The sequence below is a fragment of the Microbacterium sp. ProA8 genome, from assembly GCF_039905635.1.
Classification (GTDB): Bacteria; Actinomycetota; Actinomycetes; order Actinomycetales; family Microbacteriaceae; genus Microbacterium; species Microbacterium chionoecetis.
Genome location: NZ_CP157000.1, coordinates 2,946,638 through 2,971,003 on the forward strand (window position 1 = coordinate 2,946,638; position 24,366 = coordinate 2,971,003).

Genomic DNA, 24,366 nt, shown 5'->3' on the forward strand with positions numbered 1-24,366 from the left:
TGGCGACCAGCTCGACACGGTTCGCGAAGCGCGCGTCGGTGAACCGGGATCGCGTCAGGACGCGGTCCAGCCGATGGCCCGCAGTACCTCGCGCGCCGCGTCCTCCTCGCTCCGGTCATGCGTGGAGACCAGAACGTCGCGGATCTGCTCCAGATCGGTGCGAGCAGCATGGTGGTCGACCCAGGCGCGAAGTGACGCCCGCCACTCGTCCGTCGGTTCCCGCTCGGTGACCCTCGCTTTGAGCACGTCGATGGGAGCAGTCAACTCGCAGACGACGAAGGACGCTGCCGGCACCGCCGCGCGGAGCTGTTCGAGTCGCACAGCGTCGGCGATGACGGTGGGGATGATCACGCGGATGCCGGGCACCTGCGCGTAGTTCGGCCAGATCGCCGCGAGGTTGGCGAGCCAGAAGTCTCGGCGGGGCGACGGGAAGATGAGGTTCAGCTCGTCGACATCGATCACCGCGTGTGGGACGCCGTCGGCCCGAAGCTGCTCGGAGATCGTCCGAGCCAGCGTCGTCTTCCCTGAGCCCGGTGAGCCGTGCAGGATCAGGACGTTCGCGGAGCTCACGCGGCGACGATACCAATCTCGCAGCGAAGAGCTCCTGCCGTTGAAAGCATCGCGGGTGGTCGCCGCCCGTCGGCGGTATCGTCGAGCGGTGCGAGCCGTCCCGTCATCACTCGATACGACCGTCGTCGGCGAGATCGACCGTCGCCTGTCGTCGGTCTCCGAGGAACACGAAGTCCGCATCCCGCGGGCCATCGAGAGCGGCAGCCGTGCGTGGGGGTTTTCGTCGCCCGACAGCGACTACGACTGCCGCTTCCTGTTCATCCGACCTCGGGAGCAGTACCTCTCCCTCTGGCCGGCGCGAGACGTGATCGAGACGCCCCTCGACAACACCTACGACGTCAACGGATGGGATCTCGCGAAGACCGTCGAACTCGCCGTGAAGGGCAACGCGACCGCTGAGCTCCACTGAGCCCCTCCCCCCGCTGACCCACTCACGAATGAGCGAGTCGGCCTGTCCCCCACCGAAGGAATCATGCGAAGAGCCGCCCTCGACCTCACCCTGTCCGCACACGAGGGACGTGGATCACGGTGACCTTCGACATCCGTCACTATCGCGACGCCGGCGACCTCGAACTCCTCCTCACGCTGCCGTACACGCTGAACCACGAGGTCGCTGACGATCTCGAGCAGGGTCGGCGGCGCCCGGAGTGGACCTGGCTGGCGGTCCGGGATGGGCGACTCGTCGGTCGTCTGGCACTGTGGGCGCCCGTCGGTGGGACTGAGCCCACCCAGCTCGACATCTTCGACACGGATGCCTCGTTGCCCGAGGCCGCACAGCGCGAGGTCGGCGCGGCACTGCTCGACGCCGCGCACACCGAACTGCTCTCCGGGCTGACCACCCCTCCGGAATACGCGCGCTACCTCGCCGCGGACTGGCGGGACGATGCGCACTCCCGCCGCGCGACGGAAGTGCTGCTCGAGCTGATGGAGAACGCCGGCGCCCGATTCGTCGTGGAGCGGCTGCGCCTGGAGTGGCGCGAGGGCACGCCGATCTCCGCACCTGACCCGCGGCTGACGTTCCGCCCGTTCGACTCCGACGACGAACTCATCGATCTCACCACTCGCGCCCTGGCCGGCACCCTGGACGCCCACAGCGTCGAGGAACTCGCGACCGCCGACGCGAGAGCCGTCGCCGAGTCCCAGTACGCGGACGAGTTCTCGCACTACGCGAGCCCTCGCGAGTGGTGGCGGGTCGCCACGCTCGAGACGGGAGAGGCCGTCGGGTTCGTCTTCCCCGCCCGCAACTCGTACCGACACATCATCGGCTACATCGGCGTGCTGCCCGAGCACCGCGGGAACGGCTACATCGACGGCATCCTCGCCGAAGGCACCCGCGTGCTCGCCTCCGCCGGCGCGGACTACATCCGCGCCTCCACCGACCTCGGAAACGAGCCGATGGCGAAGGCCTTCTCGCGCCAGGGCTACATCACGTTCGAACGGCTCATCAACATGGCGTGGGAGTGAAGGCCGACCGTCACCACACGACGCCTGCTCGCCCCTCGGGCGGCCCACACCGCGCGGCAGCGAGCCGCCGTCCTCAGAAGGACTCGGGAAGGTCGTAGTCGACGTACGGCGGCTCTTGCGCGTCCACGCTGACTGGTCGCGTGATCGCGTCGATCCGCTCCTTCATGTCCTGCACGGCCTCGGAGTTGTCCGGCGCTTCCATCTCGGAGTTCGTGGACTCGACCATCAGGATCGTGCTGGCATCCAACAGGAACGACGCATCCACCGTGTTGCCGTCCGGGCTGACCGCCCTCAGTGTCACCGTGTCGGCGCGCGCGTTGTCGGCCACCAGACGCGCGTACTCCAGCAGCGTGTCTGCTGCTTCGTCGCCCATGAGAAGAGGCTTGTCGGCATAGCTCACATGCTTCATGCGTGCACAGTAGGCGGCCCCTATCCAGCTTGTCTCGGGCATTGACAACTCCCCGCGGAGGTGTCGTCAATGGCACGTGCACGGCATCCGGAACCTGGGTAGCCCCGCGGATCGCGCTCGTCAACCCCCTCGGCGGAAGCGCCGGGCATCACCGACGCTGAACGCACTTCGCCGCTCGAACGCCGCTCACGCAACGAGGCAGAAGCATGACCACGATCGATCACCTCCCTACCCGCCGGCGCAGGCGGGACACGACGCTCATCGATACCGAGCAGCGCGAAGATCGGCATCGTGTGGAACTCACCTGGGTCGGCAACGGCGCCTGGCGCGCCCTCGACGTCACCGTCCCGCGGAACGACGCCCGCTGCCTCCTCGCCTATCTCGAGTGCCGCGGCGACCGGGTGGAGGTGACGTGGGTCCGGCCCTTCCGCCCACGTTCGGTATTCGCCTCGCCGCGGGACGCGTACCTTGCCGTGAATCTGTCGGCAGAGGAAGCATCCGCCGGCTGACACGCGGACACGGGACCCACCCGTGGATGCCGAGCATGCACCGCTGACAGCGGCGCCCCGGTCACGCGAGCCGCATGGTGGCCTCGGCTCGCTCCGCCATGGTCGAAGCGATCCGGGCGATCGTCTGCTGCATGACCTCTGCCGCCGGCGTCGGTGCGATGTCGGCGACTCGGGCGATGCTGATCGTGCGGGTCAGCGTGGGCTCCGCCAGACGCACCGCACGCAGCCCTTTGCGTTCGATCATGACCATCGCAGGGACGATGGCGACGCCGATCCCTCGTTCCACGAAACGGAGCACGGCATCCATCTCCGCACCCTCGACGACCGCGCGCGGCGACAGTCCGGCCTCTTCGAAAGCGGCATCGGTGGTGCCGCGGAGGTCGTACGTCGAACTGAACACGATCTGCGGCAGCTCGGCCACCTCGGCGAGCCGGATGCTCTTGCCCGCGGTGAGCGGCGGGACGTCACTGGACGAGACGACGACGAGCTCCTCGACGAGGAGCGGAGTCACCGTGAACTTCTCAGCGGATGCCTCACCCGACGTCGTGATCAGCGCGAGGTCGAGCTCACCGCCGCCGAGGGCTTCGAGCAGCGCGCGGGATCCCCGTTCGGTGATGTGCAGTTCGATGGCCGGATGTGCGGCGTGGAAGGCGCTCAGCACTTCTGCGACGAGGCTGACGCAGAGGGTGGGGGTGGCGCCCAGGCGCACGCGTCCGCGCCGGAGCCCTGCCAGCGCGTCGAGTTCGCGCCGAACGGATGCCGCGTCAGCCAGCATGCGGCGCGCCAGCGGCAGCAGCGACTCACCCGCGGCGGTGAGTACGCTGCCCGTGCGCGCCCGGGTGAACAGCTCCCCGCCGAGATCCTGCTCGAGCGCTGCGATCTGCCGACTCAGCGACGGCTGCGCGAGATGCAGCTGCTCGGCTGCGCGCGTGAAGTTGCCCACCTGCGCGACGGTCACGAAGGCACGCAGCTGTTCCAGGTTCACGGCTGCTCCAGATGCACATCGATAGCTTACCCGTATCGTTTTCAGTCAAAAGATGCATTGGAGTAATGCGACCGTTCTGCCTACCGTGGAGGGCGTGAGCATTTCAGAGCGCCAGCTTTCCACCACCGTCCTCGTGATCGGCACCGGTGGGTCGGGCCTTCGCGCAGCCATCGAACTCGCCGAGGCGGGCGTCGACGTCATCGCCCTCGGCAAGCGTCCGAAATCGGACGCGCACACCTCGCTGGCTGCCGGCGGCATCAACGCCGCCCTCTCGACGATGGACGCCGAAGACAGCTGGCAGCAGCACGCGGCCGACACGCTCAAAGAGAGCTACCTCCTCGCCAACCCGCACACCGTCGAGATCGTCACCTCGGGAGCCGCTCGCGGCATCGAAGACCTGGAGCGGTACGGCATGCCGTTCGCCCGCGAGGAAGACGGCCGCATCTCGCAGCGGTTCTTCGGCGCACACACCTATCGCCGTACCGCCTTCGCGGGCGACTACACCGGCCTCGAGATCCAGCGCACCCTGATCAACCGCGCGGCCCAGCTGGAGGTGCCCATCCTCGACACGATCTATGTCACGCGCATCCTCGTCAACGACGACGGCGCGGTCTTCGGCGCGTATGGCTTCGATCTCGAAGACGGCACCCGCTACCTGATCCACGCGGATGCCGTGATCCTCGCCGCCGGAGGGCACAACCGCATCTGGCGCCGCACCTCGTCGCGACGCGACGAGAACACCGGCGACTCGTTCCGGCTCGCCGTCGAAGCCGGCGGCCGCCTGCGCGACCCGGAGCTCGTCCAGTTCCACCCGAGCGGCATCATCGAACCCGAGAACGCCGCCGGCACCCTCATCTCAGAGGCGGCCCGAGGCGAGGGCGGCATCCTGCGCAACGGCCTCGACGAGCGCTTCATGCACAAGTACGACCCGGAGCGGCTCGAGCTCTCCACGCGCGACCGCGTCGCACTGGCCTGCTACACCGAGATCAAAGAGGGCCGCGGCACCCCCAACGGCGGCGTCTGGCTGGATGTCTCGCACCTGCCGCGCGAGACGATCATGACGCGCCTCCCCCGCGTGTACCAGACGATGCTCGAGCTGCAGATGCTCGACATCACCAAGGAGCCCATCGAGATCGCGCCGACCGCGCACTACTCGATGGGCGGCGTCTGGGTGCGCTCCTCGGACCACGCCACGGACGTGCCCGGCCTCTACGCCATCGGCGAGGCGTCGTCCGGCCTGCACGGCGCGAACCGGCTCGGCGGCAACTCGCTGATCGAGCTGCTCGTGTTCGGGCGCATCGTCGGGCAAGCGGCCGCCGAGTATTCGGCGTCGCTGCCGGCGCAGAAGCGATCGGCCTCGGCCGTCGCCACTGCTCGAGGCGAGATCGACGGCCTGCTGGCGGCATCCGGAACCGAGAACGTGCGGGCGCTGCAGCGCGCCATCCGCGACACGATGACCGAGCACGCAGGAGTGGTGCGCGACGAACAGGGCCTTCTCGCCGGCCTCGCCGAGCTCGACGCCATCGAGGCGCGCATGGCCGACATCGGCGTGCACCCCGACATCGCGGGCTACCACGACCTCGCGCACGCGTTCGACCTGAAGTCGGCGGCTCTCGCCGCCCGCGCGACTCTCGAAGCAGCGCTCGAGCGCCGCGAGACCCGCGGCTGCCACAACCGCAGCGACTACCCCGAGACCGACCCCGAGCTGCAGGTGAACCTCGTCTGGTCGCCGGCCACCGGCGTCGTGCGCGAGGCGATTCCGCCGATTCCCGCCGAGATCGCCGCCCTGATGCGGGAGGTGTCGGTCGCCGGCAAGCTCGTCGAGTAGGCCGTCTCGCGACCAGCGCAGGGCCTTCCCCGTCACACGACTGCGCGTCGACGACACCTTCCGTCGCGTGTAGCCCGTTCGCCGACATGCTGCAACCCCTAGAGGTGTTAGAGGGGCATGCGGGTAAGAAAGAGAGGGTGAAGAGAGTGACGTACGCGGGAAGCGAATTCGTGACCGGGGATGACATCGCGTCGGCACTGCTCAGCTGCGGTCGGGCGCTGGCCGAGGCCGGCGAGGCCGAGGCGGTGACAGTTCCATCCTGGGAGCAGGACGGCACGATCACCGGGGTGATGATACTCATCGGCCCGGCGAGCCAGATCGTCGTCCAAGACGCCCACGTCGATGCAGATGAGCTCATCGACGTCACAGCCATCGCCCGGCTGCAGGCGATCGAGCGCCGCCTCCGACCGGTGGCCGCCGTCGACGTCGAGAACAGAGCCCGGGAAGAGTGGGACGTCGACAGCCGGAATCAGGCGTGGGACGGCGAGATGTGACCGGCAGCTGTGACGGACCGCTTGTGTGACCGGCCGATGTGACGGACGGGCGGGTGTGAGGAACGGGCACGCTGCCGCGGCATCCTGTTCCCGCACATGAGCGGTGAGCGATAGCGCAAGCGCGGCGACCCGCTATTGCAGGCAGAACTCGTGGCCCTCCGGGTCCCTCATCTGGAAGTAGGTCTCGGGCCAGGGACCCCACGACTGGTCGACGAGGCGGACGACCTCTGCTCCGAGCGAGACGAGACGATCCTTCTCGGCTTCGAGCTCTTCGCGGGACGGCGGCCGTCCGGGTGTGGCGCTGATGTCGAGATGCAACCGATTGCGCCCGTCCTTCTTCTCGGAGGCGTGGTGGAAGAACAGCCTCGGCCCGACCCCCTCAGGATCCTCGGCGAGTCCGCGGTTGGAGAGATCCGCCTCGCTCAGCCCGGAGGCGAGCAGCTCGCGCTTCAGCGGCTCGTCCCACGTCGCCTCCGGATAGCCGAACACCGCAGCCCAGAAACGGGCCAGCGCCGGAGGATCGTCGGCGTAGAACGTGATGTTGCCGAGCTTGCCCGTCATGACGACCACCTTCTCTCCCACGGCGTCGATGCCGCGACACCGCCACCCTAGAGCTTTCTCCCGGGCGTCTCAGCGGAAGTCCCTCGCGCGGTGCTGCACGCCCACCCGGAGGTCTTCGAACCGGTCGGCGATGAGGTTCGTCACTCCCTCGGCCGAACGCTCCAGGATGCCGCGGGCGATGAGAGCGGGCGAGTCGCGCACGACCCGGCGGTACCTGTTCCAGACGCCGAGCGAGCACACCACGTTCACGAGTCCGTGCTCGTCCTCGAGATTCAGGAAGGTGATTCCGGATGCCGTGGCCGGCCGCTGCCGGTGGGTCACGAGTCCGCCGACCTCCACGCGGCGCCCCACCTCGTGGCTGCGCAGTTCGCGAGACGTCAGGACGCCGCGCGCATCGAGCCCGGAGCGGTAGTGGCTCAGCGGATGGTCGTCGGTCGAGATGCCGGTGGCCCAGAGGTCGGCGGCGAGGCGCTCGTAGCTGGTGGGATCGGCGAACAGCGGCGGCTGCACGGCGATGAGCGAGTCGGGCAGGAACTCGGGGCGATCCTGCGCCGCCGACCCGGCCAGCCAGATCGCCTCCCGCCGGCTGAGACCGAGGCACTCGAATGCCCCGGCGGTGGCGAGCGCCTCGACCTGCGCCGCGGTGATGCTGGTGCGCCGCACCAGATCTCGCTGGTCGCGGAACAGACCTCCGGCCTCGCGTGCGGCGACGATGCGCTGGGCCACGGCCGCGCCGATTCCCTTCACCCCGGCAAGGCCCAGCCGCACCGCGGACGCGCCGTCGCGCCGATGCGCCGCGGACTCGTCGGGAGCGTCGAGGTCGAAGAGCCCGACCGGTGGCTGGTCGCGCTCGAGGCAGGAGTCCAGGCCGCTCCCGGTCGCTGAGCTTGCCGAAGCGCCGTCCACCCGCTCGAGCACGGCCTCGACGCCCGACAGGTGCAGGTCGGGGCGACGCACCTCGACGCCGTGATGGCGCGCGTCGCTCACGAGGGTCGCCGGAGAGTAGAAGCCCATCGGCTGCGCCCGCAGCAGCCCCGCGAGGAACGCCGCCGGGTAGTGCAGCTTGATCCACGAACTCGCATAGACGAGCAGAGCGAACGACAGCGAGTGCGACTCCGCGAACCCGAAGTTCGCGAACGCCTGGATCTTGGCGTAGATCGCGTCGGCCTCCTCCCCCACGAGCCCGTTCTCGGCCATGCCGGCGTACAGCTTCTCTTTCAGAGAGTCGATGCGCTCCACTCCGCGCTTGGACCCCATCGCCCGTCGCAGCAGATCGGCGTCCTCGCCGGTGAGCCCGCCGACGGCCATGCCCATCTGCATGAGCTGCTCCTGGAACACCGGAATCCCGAGCGTCCGCTCGAGCACCGGCACCAGCTTGGGGTGGGCGTACGTGACCTTCTTCTGCCCGAGCTTGCGCTTGACGAACGGGTGCACGGCGCCGCCCTGGATGGGTCCGGGGCGGATCAGCGCGATCTCGATCACGAGGTCGTAGAAGCGCCGGGGCTGCAGGCGCGGCAGCAGGCCCATCTGCGCCCGCGACTCGACCTGGAAGACGCCGATCGAATCCGCCCGGCACAGCATGTCGTAGACCGCCTTCTCCTCCTTCGGGATCGTCGACAGCTCCCAGTCGTCCCCCGTCGAGGCGCGGATCATGTCGAAGCAGTACTGCAGGGCCGCCAGCATTCCGAGTCCCAGCAGGTCGAACTTGACCAGCCCCATCCAGGCGGCGTCGTCCTTGTCCCACTGGATCACCGTGCGGTTCTCCATGCGGGCGTGCTCGATCGGCACGACCTCGCCCACCGGCCGGTCGGTGAGCACCATGCCGCCGGAGTGGATGCCGAGATGCCGCGGCGCCTTGAGCAGCTCGGACGCGAACTCGAGCACCTGGTCGGGGATGTCGTGGCCGGCGCCCGTCTCGAGCAGAGCCCCCCACCCTTCGATCTGCTTGGACCAGGCATCCTGCTGCCCCGGCGAATGCCCCAGCGCCTTGGCCATGTCGCGGACGGCGTTCTTGGGCCGGTACTGGATGACGTTCGCGACCTGCGCCGCGCGATCGCGTCCGTACTCCTGGTAGACCCACTGGATGATCTCTTCCCGACGATCGGAGTCGAAGTCGACGTCGATGTCGGGCTCCTCTTCGCGCAGGCTCGACAGAAACCGCTCGAACGGCAGGTCGTAACCGATCGCATCGACAGCCGTGATGTCGAGCAGATAGCAGATGGCGCTGTTGGCGGCGGACCCGCGACCTTGACACAGGATGCCGCGGCGCCGTGCCTCTTGCACGATGCCGTGGACGATCAGGAAGTAGCCCGGAAAGTCCTTCAGCTCGATGACGCCGAGCTCCTTCTCGATGCGCGCCCGGTTCTCGTCGGTCAGGTGCGGGTACTTGCGCGGCACCGCATCCCACACCAGCTTGCGCAGCCACGACATCGGCGTGTGCCCCTCGGGCACCTTCTGCTTCGGCAGCGCGGGCTTGGCCTTGCGCAGCGGAAAGGCGAGCTCGTCGGCGAGCGTCACGGTGCGGGCCACGGCATCCGGGAACCTCACGAACCGCTCCGCCATCTCAGCCCCCGACCGCAGGTGCGCCCCGGCGTGCACAGGCAGCCAGCCGTCGAGTTCGTCGAGCCCGCGGTTGGCCCGCACGGCGGCGACCGCCGCGGCGAGCAGCTGCCGCTGCGGCACGGCGTAGTGGACGTTGTTCGTCGCGAGGAGGGGCAGGCCACGCTCGCGCGCGAGCCCGGCGAGCACGTCGTTCTCGCGCGTGTCGAGCGGATTGCCGTGGTCGATGAGCTCGACGTGCACGGCATCGCGCCCGAACAGCGTCACGAGGCGGTCGAGCTCGTGGGCGGCGGCATCCGCTCCCGCCTTTCCCGGCGCCGAGGCGAGCGCCCGGCGCACGGCGCCCTTGCGGCACCCGGTGAGCACCGTCCACTCCCCCGCGGCCTGCGCGGCGAGCTCGTCGAGGTCGTAGACCGGTCGCCCCTTCTCGGCCCCCTGCAGCTGGGCATGGGTGATCGCGCCGGCCAGCCGGTGATAGCCCTCCTCGCCGCGGGCGAGCACGAGCAGATGCGCGCCGACCGGGTCGGCCTCGCCGTTCTGCGGCTTCGGCAGCTCGAGCGACAGCTCGGCGCCGAACACCGTCTTCAGCTGCAGCGCCTCGGCGGCCTCGGCGAAGCGGACGATGCCGTAGAAGCCGTCGTGGTCGGTGACCGCGAGGGCGTGCAGTCCCAGGCGCTCGGCCTCTTCGGCGAGCTCCTCCGGCGACGAGGCACCGTCGAGGAACGAGTACGACGAGTGGGCGTGCAGCTCGGCGTACGGGATGGCGTCGGCCGGACGCTCGATCTCGGGTGCGACGTACGGCCCCCGCTTGCGCGACCACGCCGGGCTGTCGCCGCCGTCCGCACCGACCGGCGGCGCCTCGGGCCTGCGGCGACCGCTCAGCACGCGCTCCATCTCGGACCACGGCACGCCCGGGTTGTTGAAGCCCATCAGCCCTCACCCCGATCCCGGTCGTTGAGCGAGCGCAGCGAGACGAAACGCACCGCACCGACGCCGTTCGTCGGCCCGGGGCGTTTCGTCTCTGCGTTTCGACTCGCAAGCTCGCTCAACGACCACGTTCCTCGCTCGCTCAACGACCGGGAGCCAAGCTCCCTAGTCATAGGTGGCCTCCGCGGTCCAGGCGTCGCCGTCGCACACCAGCAGCCACGCCGACCCGTCGGCGTCGACGACCTGGAACCGGTACGCGCGCCGCGAGCGCACGGCATCCCATCCCCGCTCGATCACGGGCCACGGGCCCGCCCACGCCTCGATCGCCCGCCGGCGCCCGCTCTCGATGAAGAACGCGGGCACGGCCGCGACGTTGCCCCGCTCGTCGACATCGACGAGCTCGCCCCCGAGCGCACGCACGTCGACCGGCACCGGATCGGCGAACACCGTCGTCGGCAGCGGCTCGGGCAGACTCCCCGGCCACGGTCGCGCACGCTGCGCCGCGAGGCCGCCGACCCCTGTCGCCTGCCGGTCGCGCTCGTCCCGGTCTCCCCACGGCACGAGCACCTGACGCTCGGCCAGCCACCGCCCGCCGCCGATCGCGGGCGTCAGCACACCGCGATGCCCCAGCATGGCCTGCACCCGCGACAGTGCGTGGTGCACCCGCTCCTCGGGTCCGCCGCCGAACAGCGCCGGAGCGTGATGGGATGCCGCATCCACCGCCTCGGGCGAGATCCGCACCAGGGTCACCCCGCTGCGCAGGCCGCGCCGCCCGGCTGCATCCCCACCGGAGGGATCGGCGCCGACGTCTTCGGCGAGCTGCCACCGCACACGGTCGACGACCGCCGCCGCATCGAACGAGCCGGGGTGCAGCCACACCCGCTCGCTGCGCTCCCCGCGGTCGCCGACGAGCTCGACCCGCAGCTCGGTGCAGACGAGATCCATCGCACCCAGCCCGCCGATGAAGTCGTCGGCGGTGACGCGCATCGCGAACGCCACCTGGTCGGCGATCTCGAGCGGCGGCTCGAACGCGACCTCGCGCTCGAGCTCGGGTGGCGGCGTGCGCGGCTGCACCGGCCGCGAGTCGTGCCCCGCGGCGAGGGAATGCAGCCGGACGCCCCGCTCGCCGAACCGCTCCCGCACCCGATCGGGTTCCATCCCAGCGAAACCGCCGAGCGTCTGCACGCCCAGCCGGGCGAGGAGTCCCACGAGGTCGGCCGCGTCCTTCGTTCCGGCCGCGCCCGCGCCGATCATCGCCGATGCGTCGAGCACCGCGACCGACAGCGGCGCGAGGAACCCCGCCGCCCCACCGGCGGGCACGACGAAGACCGGATCCTCGGCGCTCGTTCCCCCGCGCGCCGCCTGCTCGGCCGTGAACGGCCCGTCGGCGATCCCAGCCCTGACCCCGTCGATCCCGGCCTCGCGCAGCGTGCCGATCAGCATGCGGGCGGCCTCGGTCTCGCCGCCGTAGTACCGCGCAGGGCCGCGGGCGCGCAGCGCGCACAGCCCCGGCCGCACCAGCTGCACCCCGGGCGCCCGCTCTTCGATCAGCGACACGATCGGCGCGAACGCGCGGTGATCGCGCGCGGCGTCCGCATTCACCAGCGTCAGCCCCGGGCACCGCGCCTGCGCGTCGCGCCGGCGCTGCCCGCGACGCACCCCCTCGGCGCGCGCGGCCGCCGAGCACGCCACCACGAGGTTGCGCTCGACGACGGCGATCCGATCTGCCGCAGCCGCAGCCGCCTCCCGCTCGAGAGCCGTGACCGGCCAGTCGGGAAACCACAGCACGAGGCTCCGAACGGGCGTTCCCGGCGTCATGTCACCCCACCGCCCTGATCCGGTGACCGAGCGAGACGTCGAGCGACGAGGAGGCCGACGCAGTGGGATGCAGCGATTCGACGGGGCGCATCCGCTCCGGCACGGCGGAGACATGGCCCGCGGCATCCGGAAGCATCACCCGAGCGCGCCGGGATCGCGGCCAGCGACGGCTCGACGAGGTGAGCGTCACCTCGCGGCCGGAGAGATAGCCGTGCCCGCGCCCGACGCCCTCCCATGCCGGCTCGCCGACCTCGATCACGGCCTCGGCCTGCGGCCACGGCCCCTGCACGAGCAGCACGGCGCCGCGATCACGAAGCCGCGCCGCCAGCCGGGAGACCTCGCCGTCGGCGGCTCGCCCGGACGGACGCACCGCGACCACCGGCAGCACCTCGGCGACCGTCGAGGTCACCGCGAGCCAGCGGGCACCGGGATCGGGGATGAGCACGAGGCGCGACAGATCGACCCCCAGCCCCTCGGCCGCCTCGGCGCCGAGCCGCGGCATCCCGATCACTCCGCACCACGACCCGGCCTGCGACGGCTGGGCGAGCAGCGCCAGCAGCACCGACGTCGACCGCGGGAGGGAATAGGCCGCCCCGGGACGCAGGCCGCCCCCGGGAAGCAGCGAGGCGAGGGCGGGATGCACCGGCAGCACCGGCGCGTCGAGCCGTCGCCCCTGCACCCGCTCGAGCTGCGCCCGCAGCTGAGCGACGGTGTGCGCCGACCCTGTGCCGGCCGATCCTGGGCTGGCAGGCCGGGCGGCCGTCGGCTCCTGGCCGACGGCTTCGTGCACGTGCTGTGCCGTGAGCTGCACGATCGCCCCCATTCCCACATGCTAGAACAGATGTTCTAGTCCTTCAACCGCTGGGAACGAGCGTACCTCCGGCTTCCGACAGTTATGTTCGAGAAATCGGTACCTTCCGAGACGAACGCCATCCCGCCGAGCGCCTTCCGGGGCCGCCGCGCAACCACTACCGTATGGACCACCGTGGGCTCACTCCACGCATCCCGTGAGGAGCCGCCGTGGACGGCGCCATCCACCCGACCCTGCTCGAATCGATCTCAGCGTGGGTGCTGATCGTCTCGTTCACCCTGTCGCTGCTCTACGAACTCTGGAGAGCGACCGCCAGGGCGGGGGTGTCGCGCCACGACTCGATGCGGGCCTTCGTCCGCGAAGTGTGGCTGTACGTGGTCGCCGCCATCGTCATCGTGCTGCTGCTCGCGGGCGTGCCGTTCGCCGCGTGGATCGGACTCGCCTTCTCGGCGCTCGTCATCCTCGTGTCGATCTTCTACTACAACCCCAGGATGATGATCGAGCGCCGACCCGGGCTGTTCGACTGGTTCGAGGACCTCGTGTACACCGGGCTGGCGTTCGTCGTCGCGGCGCTGCTCACCCTCGAGGTCTCGGGCCTCGAGCTCTCCTGACGGGACCGACACCTCACGCCGCGAGCGCGAGATACGGCTCCCACCGCGGATCGGTGCGCTCGGTGCCCCGGACGGTCCACTGCCCCCCGCGCGGCGGGCGAGGCAGGAAGCGCAGCTCCCAGTTCATCTCCTGCGGGGTGCGGTCGCCCTTCACGTTGTTGCAGCGCAGGCAGCAGGCGACGAGGTTCTCCCACGAGTCCGCACCGCCGCGCGAGCGTGGCAGCACGTGATCGATCGTCGACGCCGCCTTGCCGCAGTACCCGCAGCGGTGGTTGTCGCGCCGCAGCACGCCCCGCCGCGTCACCGGCACGTGGCGACCACCCGGGACCCGCACGTAGCGGGTCAGGATGATCACGGCGGGGCGCTCGTACGCGCGTCTCGTGCCCCACACCGGATCGGTCTCGGTGTGTTCCACCACGGTGGCCTTCTCGTTCATCACGAGCACGAGAGCCCGTTTGAACGACACGACGGCGAGCGGCTCATAGCCCGCGTTGAGCACCAGAGTGCGCATTGATCATCCTCTCGAATGGCCGGGACGGCTTCTCGGTTATTCGACTTGCGCGACGATCAAGGGCGCAGGGGCATGAAAAAAGGCGCTGTCTTATAGACAGCGCCTTGGCGCCACGGCAATGCCGCGGCATCCACTCGTGCAATGCCGAAGGACGAGGCGTCCAAGCGCATCCATGGTTCGGATGCGTGGTGTGCAGCCCATCGGCTCCCTCCGCTCTCTCAGCGTCGGGATTCAGGCTAACGCACCCAGCCGACACCGGGGCGGTGAACTCGGTGAACGCACGGGGGCGTGTCGGACAACGGATGCCCGCGTGTCGAACGACGGATGCCCGCCGCCCGGCCGGGCGACGGGCATCCGTCGTGATTCTGGGAGCCGATCCGGCTCAGCTCGCGTTGGCCTGCAGCCACGCCCACGGATCGACGACGGAGCCGTTGATGTGGACCTCGAAGTGCAGATGGCACGCGGTCGAGCTTCCGGTGCTGCCGACGAGGCCGATGAGCTGACCTGCTGACACCGACTGGCCGACCGAGACCTGGCGACTGCCGTACGTCATGTGCCCGTAGAGCGTGTTGACCTGCTGGCCGCCGATGACGTGGTCGATGGAGACACCGACGCCATAGCCGCCGTAGCTCTCCTGCGACACCTTGACCACGCCGGCTGCTGCGGCATAGAGCGGCGTGCCACACGACGACAGCAGATCGACGCCCTGGTGGTAGCCCGAGTCCCAGAGGCCGCGGCCCTTGGTGAAGTTGAGGATCGGCCAGCGCACCTCGCCGGTTCCGGGCGAGGTGAGGGCGATGTTGACCGGGACGGAAGACGACCGCGTCGCCGCCGCCGCCGCGGCCGCTTTAGCGACCTGGCGGGCGCGTTCGGCAGCCGCCTCTTCGGCCTTCTTCTTCTCGATCTCTTCAGCCGTGGTGGCCGCGTAGCTTCCGCGCGAGAGCTCGCTGGCATTGGCATCGGATGCCGCCACGAACGTCTGCGCGTCGTCGACGGCCATCTGCTGGATCGTGCGGGCCTCTTCGGTGCCCACGCCGGCGGTCGCGGCGAACGCCGGGATCGCGACGGTGGCGACGAGTCCGCCGACCATGGTCAGCACGACCAGGCTGCGCAGCGGCTTGAGCACGCGCCCCTTGGTCGACGAAGCGGAAGACGAGGACGGGGCGCTCGCGCGCACAGTCTTCGTCTTCGACTTGGCGGGCGGCACGGCTCGGGTCTGTCGCACGGGGGTCTGCCGGGTGCGCGCTCGACGGGTCGGGTCGGTCGCCGCGTGCTCGGGCACGATCGCGTGCGAATCTGTCTCTTCAGCCAAACTTTTCCTCCGGCGCCTCTGCGCCGGGGCGCTGGCTCGTCAGCATTCGATGTCGGGGCACGATATGCGGGCTTCACCACATGTGGACGACGAGCCGGTGAGGCAATCCACGTGGGGTCCGGTCGGCGGGCTTCTCGCCTGGTGGACTTCTCGAGGCTACCCGAAGGTCACGTTTATGTCACGCTCCACGCCTGGCAATCTCCGCACAGTGCCACGACGGATGCTGCGGCAGCACGCAGCGCGCACATCACGAGCACCCGGGAAGCGGCATCCTGTCGCCGTCCCGAGGGGTCCTTCGGGCGTCAGCGGGTCTCGTCGACCAGGAAGATGTGCGACGCGATCTCGACCGGGAGCTCGAGGCCCTCGTCGCTGCCCTGCATCTGCACGAGCACGTAGCCCTCGTTGTAGCGGTAGTCGCCGAAGGCGCCCGGCACGACGCCGGCGCCCTTCAGCTGCTGCAGCAGCTCGGGGTCGACCTGGGCGGGCTCGGCGAGCCGGCGCACCGTGCCGGTGATGGGCTCGCCGGCGTCGTTGAGACGGCGGACCAGACCCACGACGCCCTGCTCGAAGCCGTTCGTGGGCACGTCGCCCAGCTGGTCGAGCCCGGGGATGGGGTTGCCGTACGGCGACTCCGTGGGGTGGCCGAGCAGCTCGACGAGACGGCGCTCGACCTGCTCGCTCATCACGTGCTCCCAGCGGCAGGCCTCTTCGTGGACGTAGGCCCAGTCCAGGCCGATGACGTCCGACAGCAGGCGCTCGGCGAGCCGGTGCTTGCGCATGACGTCGACGGCCTTCTGGCGGCCGGCGGCGGTGAGCTCGAGCGAGCGGTCTTCGGAGACGACGACGAGTCCGTCACGCTCCATGCGCCCGATGGTCTGCGACACCGTGGGACCCGAGTGTCCGAGGCGCTCCGAGATCCGCGCCCGCAGCGGCACGATGTTCTCCTCCTCGAGCTCGAGGATCGTGCGCAGGTACATCTCAGTGGTGTCGATCAGATCTGTCATGTCGCGGCGTCCTCGATGTCTGGAGTGTAAGGACAGCCTATCTTCTGGCGCAGACACCCAGGCGGGGCCGGCCCCACGGCGCCCGCCTGGGCTCCAACAGGTCAACCGCACCTCCACAGGAGGTTGGAAGGATTCAACCTCCTGTCGAAGGCCGGTTGACCTGTCGCGCAGACCGGCGCAGGGCGACAAGCATCCGACGGAGCGACCAGCTGCGAAGGGCGGGCCGACCACCGGCGACCGGCGATCGGCGACCGGGGACGCAGAGAATCAGCGCGGTCGGTGGAGGCCCTGTGCAATCGCTCGCATGATGAGCTCCTGAACCTCGTGCCAACGGTCGATGACCTGGGTATAGGTCACACGGATCACGTGGTAGCCGAGCAGCATCAGCGCCGCATCATGCGCGACGTCTTCGGCGCGCTGGAGTCCGACATGGTGACCGCCGTCGACTTGGACCACGAGTCGCTCTCCGATCAGGAAGTCGACACGATGCTCGAGTATCCAGATCTGCGCCCGGATCGGAAGCCGCAGCCACTTCAGCCGGATCGCGAAGATCGTCTCGAGCCCGGAATCCGAGAACGGGGTCGCGGCCTCGAGCACCCGCCTGGCGCCCGGCCGCAGCGGCAGCCGGGCGAGCTCCAGCTTCGTGACCAGTCCACGATTGAGCGCTGAGTCCCACACGGCCAACGCCGCCTCGTACGGCTGGCAGCCGGCGACGATCACGAGCGTGTTCAGGACACCGTCTTCCAAAGCACCGAACTCCCGCGGCTGGACGGGGATCGACCAGTGCACCGTCGTCTTCGGATTCTGCAGATCCAGGCGCGAAGCTGACGGCGGCGCTCCGACATGTGGCGCCTCTTCGTCGAGGACCCACAGCCCCAGCCTCTTGGCCTGGGTGACGCAGGTCAGCACGACGCCCGCCCTCGCCGCGGCCACGAGGTACGGATCAGCATCGACCGCCGCGACCCAACCACGGCGAGGAACAATGAAGAGGCCCTCCGCGACCGCGCCAGCGACCGTCAAGCGGCTGAAGCCTGCGTCGAGAAGCGCCCGCACGCGTACGACGCCGCCGTGACGGGTCACCGCGTCGATCAGTCCGGTCATCTTCGAACCATCGCCGACCACGCGACCTGTGGTTCACGTCTCCCCCGCCAGGGTAAAGAACTCGCGCACGCGGCATCCGTTCGCCCTCCTGTGGAGGAGGAACCCGACAGGTCAACCGCGGCTCTACAGGACGCTGGAAGGTTCCATCCTCCTACGGAGGCCCGGTTGACCTGTTGGCGACGGATGCCGGGGCGCAGCGCGGCGCGCGACACGAACTGAGCCGTGCGGCAACGAACTCGACGCGGCTCAACAGGTCAACCGCGCCTCTACAGGAGCTTGGAAGGTTCCAACGTCCTGTGGAAGCCCGGTTGACCTGTTGACGACGGATGCTGCGACCCGCAGTCACCGCCGCGCGGGGCCTCGCGCGCGTCACAGGCTGTCACGGGGGCGGGGCTGCAGGGCGGGCCTCTCTAGAATCGACGCATGGCCCACGTCCTCCTGCCCCGTGAGATCCTTCCCGCCGATGGACGCTTCGGGTGCGGCCCGTCGAAGATCGCGCCCGCCCACCTCGAGGCGCTCGCAGGACCAGGCTCGGCGCTGCTGGGCACGTCGCACCGCCAGGCGCCCGTCAAGAACCTGGTGGGCCAGGTGCGCGCCGAGCTGAACCAGCTGTTCCGCCTGCCGAACGGATACGAGGTGATCCTCGGCAACGGCGGCTCGACCGCATTCTGGGACGCCGCGGCGTTCGGCCTGATCGAGAAGCGCAGCCAGAACCTCGTGTTCGGCGAGTTCGGCGGGAAGTTCGCCGCCGCGGCGAAGACGCCCTGGCTCGAGGCTCCCGACGTCCGCAAGGCCGAGCCGGGCACCAGCACGGTCGCCGAAGCGGTCGAGGGCATCGACGTCTACGCCTGGCCGCACAACGAGACCTCCACCGGCGTCTCCACCGCGGTCACGCGCGTGCACGGCGACGAGGGCGCCCTCACCGTCATCGACGCGACGAGTGCGGCGGGCGGCATCGACTTCTCGGTGCACGAGGCCGACGTCTACTACTTCGCACCCCAGAAGAACCTCGGCTCGGACGGCGGCCTGTGGTTCGCGCTCGTCTCGCCGGCGGCGATCGAGCGCATCGAGCGCATCGCGGCGTCGGGTCGCTACATCCCCGAGTTCCTGAGCCTCAAGAACGCCCTCGACAACTCGCGACTCAACCAGACCCTCAACACCCCGGCGCTCGCGACGCTGTTCCTCCTCGACAAGCAGCTCGACTGGATCCTCTCGTCGGGCGGCCTGCAGTGGGCCGACGCCCGCACCCGCGAGTCGTCGCAGGCGCTGTACGACTGGGCCGAGGCATCCGCGTTCGCCACGCCGTTCGTCGCCGACGCGGCCGACCGCTCCCCCGTCGTCGTGACCATCGACTTCGACGAGACGGTGGATGCCGCAGCCGTCGCCAAGAGCCTCCGCGAGAACGGCATCGTCGACACCGAGCCGTACCGCAAGCTCGGCCGCAACCAGCTGCGCGTCGCGACGTTCGTGTCGATCGAGCCCGAAGACGTGCGTCAGCTCACCCGCTGCATCGACTACACGGTCGAGCGACTGGGCTGAACGGCGGAATCCGGACGGATGCCGCTGCCCGCGGCATCCGTCCGGATCGGGTCCGTGTCGCCGGCGCCGTCTGCCAGCGGTGACGGCGATGGGGACAGCACCGCCGAGACGATCGCCTCGATGGCGAACTCGGACGCGCGTGCGAGGTCGACCGCATCAGGGGCGAGGAGCCACTGCACCTGCAGACCGTCCATGACGGCCAGGATGCTGGCCGAGGCCAGCCCGACCGTCGCAGGCTCGGTGACGCCCCGCTCGGCGCAGACCACCTCGAAGGCGTGCGCGACCTCGGACCGCAGTGTGCGGTACCGCTTCTCGAAGAACTCGCGGCCGGGGTGGCCGTCGGTCACCGACTCGGCCGACAACACCGCGTAGGCCTGGACGATCCCGGCGCGATGGGCGTTGACGAAGGCCGTGCGCACGAGGTGGCGGAACAACGGCATTCCGTCGGGGATGTGCTGCTCTTCGAGGTCGGCCACGTCGGTCTCGTCGCGGTGCTGGAGGACCTCGATGAGCAGCTGGTCCTTCGAGCCGAAGTGGTGCAGGATCCCGGCGTGCGTCATGCCGACCTGGTCGGCGATGTCCTGCAGGGTGCCGCCGGTGAAGCCCTTGCTGCCGAAGATCTCGACCGCGGCGTCGAGGATGTCGCGCCGGCGGGCGAGCGTCTCGGGCCGCGAGCGCGGCTGTCGTCGCTGAACAGCCATCGGGGACCCCCTTCTCATCCGCGGTTTTCCGGGCGCATGAACCGGTGTGTGCGAGTTTATCGACGGCCATCCGGGGCCGCGGGTGAAGCCTACTTGCAAAGATTACTTACTTGATTGTAAGTTGATCCGGCAATCACCCTGACGCCGTCGTCACCCCTCCTGGGGAGACACGATGTCGTGCTCACATCAAGGAGAAGCAATGAGGCTCAGAACATCCCTCGCCGCCGTCGGTGTCGCCGCGGCGCTGGTGCTCACCGGCTGCGCCGGTGGAAGCGGCAACGATGACAACTCGGCGGGTGCGGCGCTCACCATCGCCAAGCCCGACGGTGCGATCACCACCGAGTCCCACAACCCCTACCTCGGCGACTCGTCCGCCTCGAAGTACGGCTACGCCAAGGTCATCTTCGAGCCGCTGGCACTCGTGAACCCCACGGGCGACCTCGGCACCACCCCGTGGCTGGCCGAGTCGGTGGAGTGGAACGACGATTACACCGAGCTGACCGTCGTCCCACGCGCCGATGTCACCTGGAGCGACGGCGAGGCCTTCACAGCCGACGACATCGTCTTCACCTTCAACATGTACATCGACGGCACGCTGAACGACACGTCGGCCCTCAATCTCGAGAGCGCGACCTCCGACGGCGACACCGTCGTCCTGAAGTTCGCCGACTCGAAGTACACGGCGCAGGCCCGCGTGCTGCACACGCCGATCGTCCCCGAGCACATCTGGGAGAACATCGACGACCCCAACACCGACCCGCTGACGGACGAGGGCGCGGCCGTCGGCACCGGCCCGTACGTGCTGGACAGCTGGACGACCGAGTCCGTCGCCCTCACGGCCAACGCCGACTACTGGGGCGGCGACCTGGCGGTTCCCCAGCTGAATTACGTGTCGTACGGCGACAACGCCGCCCTGACGACGGCGCTCGTCTCGGAGGAGGCCGACTGGGCGCAGGCGTTCATCCCGCAGATCGAGGACAGCTTCCTGGCCGCCGACGAGGACAACCAGTTCCTCGCCTCCCCCACTGCGGGCGCGGGCACGCTGTTCATGAACCTGCAGACCAAGCCGTTCAACGACCCGGCCCTGCGTCAGGCGATCGCGTGGACCATCGACCGTCAGGCGTACGTCGACGTGGCACGCGAAGGCGCGAGCACGCCCATCTGGAGCGTCACCGGCCTCGGAGACCTGCTCGCCGACGAGATCGACGCGGAGTACGAGGGCGCCGTCTACAGCGTGGACACCGACAAGGCCAAGCAGATCCTCACCGACGCGGGCTACACCTGGAAGGACGAGAAGCTGATCGACCCGGACGGCGAGGCCGTCTCGTTCTCGATCTCCGTGCCCGCCGGCTGGAGCGACTGGAACACCGAGCAGGCGCTCATCGCCGAGGAACTCGGCGAGGGCCTCGGCATCGAGGTCAAGGTCGACCAGCCTGACTGGGGCGGCTGGGACGCGGCTCGCCAGGAGGGCACGTTCGACATGATCATCCACTGGCTGGAGGACACCGGCAACGCCTACGGCCTCTACACCTCCACGATGGATCCGAAGTGGATCGTCGACGGCAAGGCGCAGTTCAACTTCGGCCGCTACGACAACCCGGCCGTCACCGAGGCGCTCAACACCTACGCGAACACCTCGTCGGACGAGGAGCGCACCGCCGCCGTCGCCGTGATGGAGAAGGCATTCGCCACGGACGTGCCGGCCATCCCGCTCGGCTCCCACCCGCTGCTGGGCGAGTTCAACACCCGCAACTACGTCGGCTGGCCCTCGGAGGAGGACCAGTACGCATCGGCGGACCCGACGCAGCCGGCTGTGGTTCAGATTCTGACGAAGCTGAAGCCTGCCGAATGATGTCCGGCAGGCGGGGCGGATGCGCGGCATCCGCCCCGCCTGCACGTCACCCTCACGAAAGCGAACCAGCATCGATGCATGATCCGCTGCTCTCCGTCCACGACTTCTCGATCGTCTACGATGTCGATCCCCCCGTGAAAGCGGTCAAGAACGTCACCCTCGAACTCCAGCGCGGTGAAATCCTCGGACTCGCCGGCGAGAGCGGGTGCGGCAAGACCACCCTCGCGTACGGCATCCAGCGCCTGCTCAAGCCACCGGCCGTCATCACGAGCGGCTCGGTGATGTTCCACGATGCGGACGGCGAGGATGTCGACGTCAACAGCCTCGACGCCGAGGAGATGCGCCGGTTCCGCTGGGACAAGGTCTCGATGGTCTTCCAGGGCGCGATGAACTCGCTCAACCCCGTTGCGACCGTCGGGTCCCAGCTGGAGGACGTCTTCGAGATCCACCGGCCGAACCTCACCGGCGCCCAGCGCCGCGAGGCGGTCGTCGAGCTTCTCGAGATCGTCAAGGTCGGCGCACAGCGCTACCGCTCGTACCCCCACGAACTGTCCGGCGGCATGCGCCAGCGCGTCATGATCGCGATGGCGCTCGCCCTGCGCCCGCAGCTCATGGTGATGGATGAGCCGACCACCGCGCTCGACGTGCTCGTGCAGCGCGAGATCCTGCGACAGATCTCGCACCTGCGCCGCGAGTTCGGGTTCTCGGTGATCTTCATCACGCACGACCTGCCCCTGCTGCTCGAGATCAGCGACCGCATCGCCATCATGCGGGAAGGCGAGATCGTCGAGCTCGACACCGCAGAGCGCATCTGGACCGACCCACAGGACGAATACACGCGGACGCTGCTCGCATCGTTCCCCCGCCTCACCGGAGAGAGAGGGGTGGTCCACCGATGACCGTCCTCGAATTCGACGCCGTCACCAAGACCTACTCGGTGCGCGGCGCCGGCCAGATAAACGCCCTCGACGACGTGAGCTTCACGCTCCACTCGGGCCAGACCATCGGCCTCGTCGGCCAGTCCGGCAGCGGCAAGTCGACCATCGCCAAGATCCTCACCCAGCTCGAGACTCCCACGAGCGGCGAAGTGCGCCTCGACGGCCAGCCGCTCCCCCGCCGCGGCAAAGCCCTGCGCACATACCGCCAGCAGCTGCGCATGGTGTTCCAGGATCCGTTCGCGTCGCTCAATCCCTACCACTCGATCCGGTACGCGATCCAGCGCCCCCTCCAGCTCGACAAGGTCGTGCCGAAGGATCAGCTCGACGACGAGGTTCGGCGAATACTCGGCCGCGTGCGGCTCGACGCCGATCAGGTCATCGACCGCCGCCCGCATGAGCTCTCAGGGGGTCAGCGTCAGCGGGTCGCGATCGCGCGCGCGCTGGCATCGCGCCCAAAGCTGCTCGTCGCCGACGAGCCGGTCTCGATGCTCGACGTGTCGATCCGCCTCGGTGTGCTCAACCTGCTCGCAGACCTGCAGCGCGAAGAGGGTCTCGGCGTGCTCTACATCACGCACGACCTCGCAACCGCACGTCACTTCAGCGACGAGATCCTCGTGCTCAACCAGGGACGCGTCGTCGAGCGCGGTCCCGCCGACGACGTGATCCTGCGTCCGCAGAACCCCTATACCCAAGAGCTGCGTGCGGCATCCCCCGATCCCGACTCGTTCTTCGCACACGCAGCAGGCATCCTCGGAGGTGAGAAGTGAGCGCCGTCGCCCCCCAGCTCCCCCCTGCAGAGACGCGCACAGCAAACTTCGATGCGATCGAGGCGGGAACGACGGCGACGAGTGCCGTCAAGGGCCGCTCCCGCATCCCGTGGCGCTTCCTCGGCGGTCGCGCCGTGTTCTACCTGTTCACGCTCTGGGCGGCCATCACGATCAACTTCTTCCTGCCTCGGCTGATGAAGGGCGACGCGGTGGACGCGTACCTCGCCCGCAACCGCAACGTCTCGCCCGAAGCGGCCGAGGCGCTGCGCGCACTGCTCGGTCTCGACACCGACGCGTCGCTCTGGCAGCAGTACCTCGACTACTGGGCTCTGCTCCTGCGCGGCGACCTCGGCATCTCGCTGCTGCACGGCATGCGGCCCGTCACCGAAGTGGTCGGCCAGTCACTGATCTGGACGGTGGGCCTCGTCGGCGTCGCGACGTTCGCCGCGTTCGCGATCGGCACCATCGGCGGTGCGATCGTGGGATGGCGTCGCGGCAGCCGGCTGGACGCCCTCGTCCCCATCACGACGTTCTTCAGCACCATCCCGTACTTCTGGCTCGGCCTCCTGGCCATCTCGGTGTTCTCGGTGACGCTCGGATGGTTCCCGATCGGCAAGGCCTACGGCGTCGGAGTCAGACCCGAGTGGTCCGCGGAGTTCATCGGCGACGTCATCCATCACGGCTTCCTGCCGGCGGCGACGATCATCCTCGCCTCGCTCGGCGGCTGGATGCTCGGCATGCGCAACATGATGCTCACCGTGCTCGACGAGGACTACGTCACGGTCGCGCAGGCCAAGGGCATGCCGAACAGGCGCGTGCTCTGGCGCTATGCCGCACGTAACGCGGTGCTGCCCCAGATCCAGAGCTTCGCGCTGGCCCTCGGATTCATCGTCGGCGGCACGATCGTCATGGAGGTCGTCTTCAGCTATCCCGGCGTCGGCAAACTGCTGCTCGACGCCACGAATGCGAAGGACTTCGCCCTCATGCAGGGAGTGTTCCTCGTGATCACGATCTCGGTGCTCGTCGCGAACCTCCTCGCCGACATCGCCTACGCATTCCTCGACCCGCGCACGCGCCAGACGGAGGCCTGAAAAC

The 24,366-nt window shown here is 69.2% G+C and carries 23 protein-coding genes; 11 read left to right on the forward strand and 12 right to left on the reverse strand.

Going from position 1 to position 24,366, the window contains the following annotated elements; translation table 11 throughout:
- Positions 1-54: 54 nt before the first annotated feature.
- The gene (locus ABG085_RS13195) at positions 55-570 is read right to left on the reverse strand and encodes an AAA family ATPase (protein ID WP_347976196.1); all 516 of its coding nucleotides are present in this window, start codon (positions 568-570) and stop codon (positions 55-57) included.
- 88 nt (positions 571-658) lie between these two features.
- On the opposite strand from ABG085_RS13195, the gene ABG085_RS13200 reads away from it, so the two are divergent.
- Both ABG085_RS13200 and ABG085_RS13205 read left to right on the forward strand, forming a co-directional pair.
- On the forward strand, positions 659-979 hold the full coding sequence (locus ABG085_RS13200; protein ID WP_347976197.1) for a nucleotidyltransferase domain-containing protein: 321 nt from the start codon (positions 659-661) through the stop codon (positions 977-979).
- A gap of 119 nt (positions 980-1,098) precedes the next feature.
- Complete coding sequence (locus ABG085_RS13205) at positions 1,099-2,034, forward strand: GNAT family N-acetyltransferase (protein ID WP_347976198.1); 936 nt, start codon at positions 1,099-1,101, stop codon at positions 2,032-2,034.
- A 73-nt stretch (positions 2,035-2,107) separates the two neighbouring features.
- On the opposite strand, the gene ABG085_RS13210 is transcribed toward ABG085_RS13205, so the two are convergent.
- Complete coding sequence (locus tag ABG085_RS13210; RefSeq protein ID WP_347976199.1) at positions 2,108-2,443, reverse strand: hypothetical protein; 336 nt, start codon at positions 2,441-2,443, stop codon at positions 2,108-2,110.
- 206 nt (positions 2,444-2,649) lie between these two features.
- On the opposite strand from ABG085_RS13210, the gene ABG085_RS13215 reads away from it, so the two are divergent.
- Positions 2,650-2,952: a hypothetical protein gene (locus ABG085_RS13215; RefSeq protein ID WP_347976200.1), complete on the forward strand. Its 303-nt coding sequence runs from the start codon at positions 2,650-2,652 to the stop codon at positions 2,950-2,952.
- A gap of 61 nt (positions 2,953-3,013) precedes the next feature.
- Here ABG085_RS13215 and ABG085_RS13220 read toward each other — a convergent pair whose 3' ends face one another.
- Positions 3,014-3,937, reverse strand: coding sequence for a LysR substrate-binding domain-containing protein (locus tag ABG085_RS13220; protein ID WP_347976201.1), 924 nt, complete (start codon positions 3,935-3,937; stop codon positions 3,014-3,016).
- A gap of 94 nt (positions 3,938-4,031) precedes the next feature.
- Here ABG085_RS13220 and ABG085_RS13225 point away from each other — a divergent pair, with 94 nt between their 5' ends.
- Both ABG085_RS13225 and ABG085_RS13230 read left to right on the forward strand, forming a co-directional pair.
- The gene (locus ABG085_RS13225) at positions 4,032-5,765 is read left to right on the forward strand and encodes an FAD-dependent oxidoreductase (RefSeq protein ID WP_347976202.1); all 1,734 of its coding nucleotides are present in this window, start codon (positions 4,032-4,034) and stop codon (positions 5,763-5,765) included.
- Between the two features lie 86 nt (positions 5,766-5,851).
- Positions 5,852-6,259 carry a hypothetical protein gene (locus tag ABG085_RS13230; RefSeq protein WP_347976204.1) on the forward strand — a complete coding sequence of 136 codons (408 nt, stop codon included), beginning with the start codon at positions 5,852-5,854 and terminating at the stop codon, positions 6,257-6,259.
- Positions 6,260-6,391: 132 nt separating this feature from the next.
- Here the strand turns inward: ABG085_RS13230 and ABG085_RS13235 are convergent, their stop codons facing one another.
- The 4 genes from ABG085_RS13235 to ABG085_RS13250 all read right to left on the reverse strand — a co-directional run bounded on the left by ABG085_RS13235 (position 6,392) and on the right by ABG085_RS13250 (position 12,947).
- Positions 6,392-6,820: a VOC family protein gene (locus tag ABG085_RS13235; RefSeq protein WP_347976205.1), complete on the reverse strand. Its 429-nt coding sequence runs from the start codon at positions 6,818-6,820 to the stop codon at positions 6,392-6,394.
- Between the two features lie 69 nt (positions 6,821-6,889).
- A complete protein-coding gene (locus ABG085_RS13240) occupies positions 6,890-10,309 on the reverse strand; it encodes an error-prone DNA polymerase (protein ID WP_347976206.1) in 3,420 nt (1,139 codons plus the stop codon).
- Between the two features lie 162 nt (positions 10,310-10,471).
- Complete coding sequence (locus ABG085_RS13245) at positions 10,472-12,124, reverse strand: DNA polymerase Y family protein (protein WP_347976207.1); 1,653 nt, start codon at positions 12,122-12,124, stop codon at positions 10,472-10,474.
- A 1-nt stretch (position 12,125) separates the two neighbouring features.
- Complete coding sequence (locus ABG085_RS13250; protein ID WP_347976208.1) at positions 12,126-12,947, reverse strand: hypothetical protein; 822 nt, start codon at positions 12,945-12,947, stop codon at positions 12,126-12,128.
- Between the two features lie 197 nt (positions 12,948-13,144).
- Here ABG085_RS13250 and ABG085_RS13255 point away from each other — a divergent pair, with 197 nt between their 5' ends.
- A complete protein-coding gene (locus ABG085_RS13255) occupies positions 13,145-13,546 on the forward strand; it encodes a hypothetical protein (RefSeq protein ID WP_347976209.1) in 402 nt (133 codons plus the stop codon).
- A 13-nt stretch (positions 13,547-13,559) separates the two neighbouring features.
- Here the strand turns inward: ABG085_RS13255 and ABG085_RS13260 are convergent, their stop codons facing one another.
- From ABG085_RS13260 to ABG085_RS13275, 4 genes are all read right to left on the reverse strand, one after another.
- Positions 13,560-14,057, reverse strand: a complete 498-nt coding sequence (locus ABG085_RS13260; protein ID WP_347976210.1) for an HNH endonuclease — start codon at positions 14,055-14,057, stop codon at positions 13,560-13,562.
- 382 nt (positions 14,058-14,439) lie between these two features.
- Positions 14,440-15,369, reverse strand: a complete 930-nt coding sequence (locus tag ABG085_RS13265) for a M23 family metallopeptidase (RefSeq protein WP_347976211.1) — start codon at positions 15,367-15,369, stop codon at positions 14,440-14,442.
- Positions 15,370-15,671: 302 nt separating this feature from the next.
- Entirely contained in the window at positions 15,672-16,373 is a 702-nt protein-coding gene (locus tag ABG085_RS13270; protein WP_163619613.1) for a metal-dependent transcriptional regulator, read from the reverse strand.
- A 267-nt stretch (positions 16,374-16,640) separates the two neighbouring features.
- Positions 16,641-17,474, reverse strand: coding sequence for a DUF559 domain-containing protein (locus ABG085_RS13275; protein WP_347976212.1), 834 nt, complete (start codon positions 17,472-17,474; stop codon positions 16,641-16,643).
- 423 nt (positions 17,475-17,897) lie between these two features.
- On the opposite strand from ABG085_RS13275, the gene serC reads away from it, so the two are divergent.
- The gene (gene serC / locus ABG085_RS13280; RefSeq protein ID WP_347976213.1) at positions 17,898-19,013 is read left to right on the forward strand and encodes a phosphoserine transaminase; all 1,116 of its coding nucleotides are present in this window, start codon (positions 17,898-17,900) and stop codon (positions 19,011-19,013) included.
- On the opposite strand, the gene ABG085_RS13285 is transcribed toward serC, so the two are convergent.
- Positions 18,989-19,714: a TetR/AcrR family transcriptional regulator gene (locus ABG085_RS13285; protein WP_347976214.1), complete on the reverse strand. Its 726-nt coding sequence runs from the start codon at positions 19,712-19,714 to the stop codon at positions 18,989-18,991. The two genes, serC and ABG085_RS13285, sit on opposite strands and share 25 nt — an antisense overlap.
- 199 nt (positions 19,715-19,913) lie before the next feature.
- On the opposite strand from ABG085_RS13285, the gene ABG085_RS13290 reads away from it, so the two are divergent.
- The 4 genes from ABG085_RS13290 (at position 19,914) to ABG085_RS13305 (ending at position 24,362) form a co-directional block, all read left to right on the forward strand.
- Positions 19,914-21,566: an ABC transporter substrate-binding protein gene (locus ABG085_RS13290; protein ID WP_347976215.1), complete on the forward strand. Its 1,653-nt coding sequence runs from the start codon at positions 19,914-19,916 to the stop codon at positions 21,564-21,566.
- Between the two features lie 74 nt (positions 21,567-21,640).
- Complete coding sequence (locus tag ABG085_RS13295; RefSeq protein ID WP_347976216.1) at positions 21,641-22,465, forward strand: ABC transporter ATP-binding protein; 825 nt, start codon at positions 21,641-21,643, stop codon at positions 22,463-22,465.
- Positions 22,462-23,271 (forward strand): ATP-binding cassette domain-containing protein, encoded by an 810-nt coding sequence (locus ABG085_RS13300; protein ID WP_347976217.1) that lies wholly within the window; start codon positions 22,462-22,464, stop codon positions 23,269-23,271. Before ABG085_RS13295 ends, ABG085_RS13300 begins: the two co-directional genes overlap by 4 nt.
- Positions 23,268-24,362 (forward strand): ABC transporter permease, encoded by a 1,095-nt coding sequence (locus ABG085_RS13305; RefSeq protein ID WP_347976218.1) that lies wholly within the window; start codon positions 23,268-23,270, stop codon positions 24,360-24,362. The genes ABG085_RS13300 and ABG085_RS13305 overlap by 4 nt, the downstream gene beginning before the upstream one ends.
- The last annotated feature ends 4 nt before the right edge of the window (positions 24,363-24,366 follow it).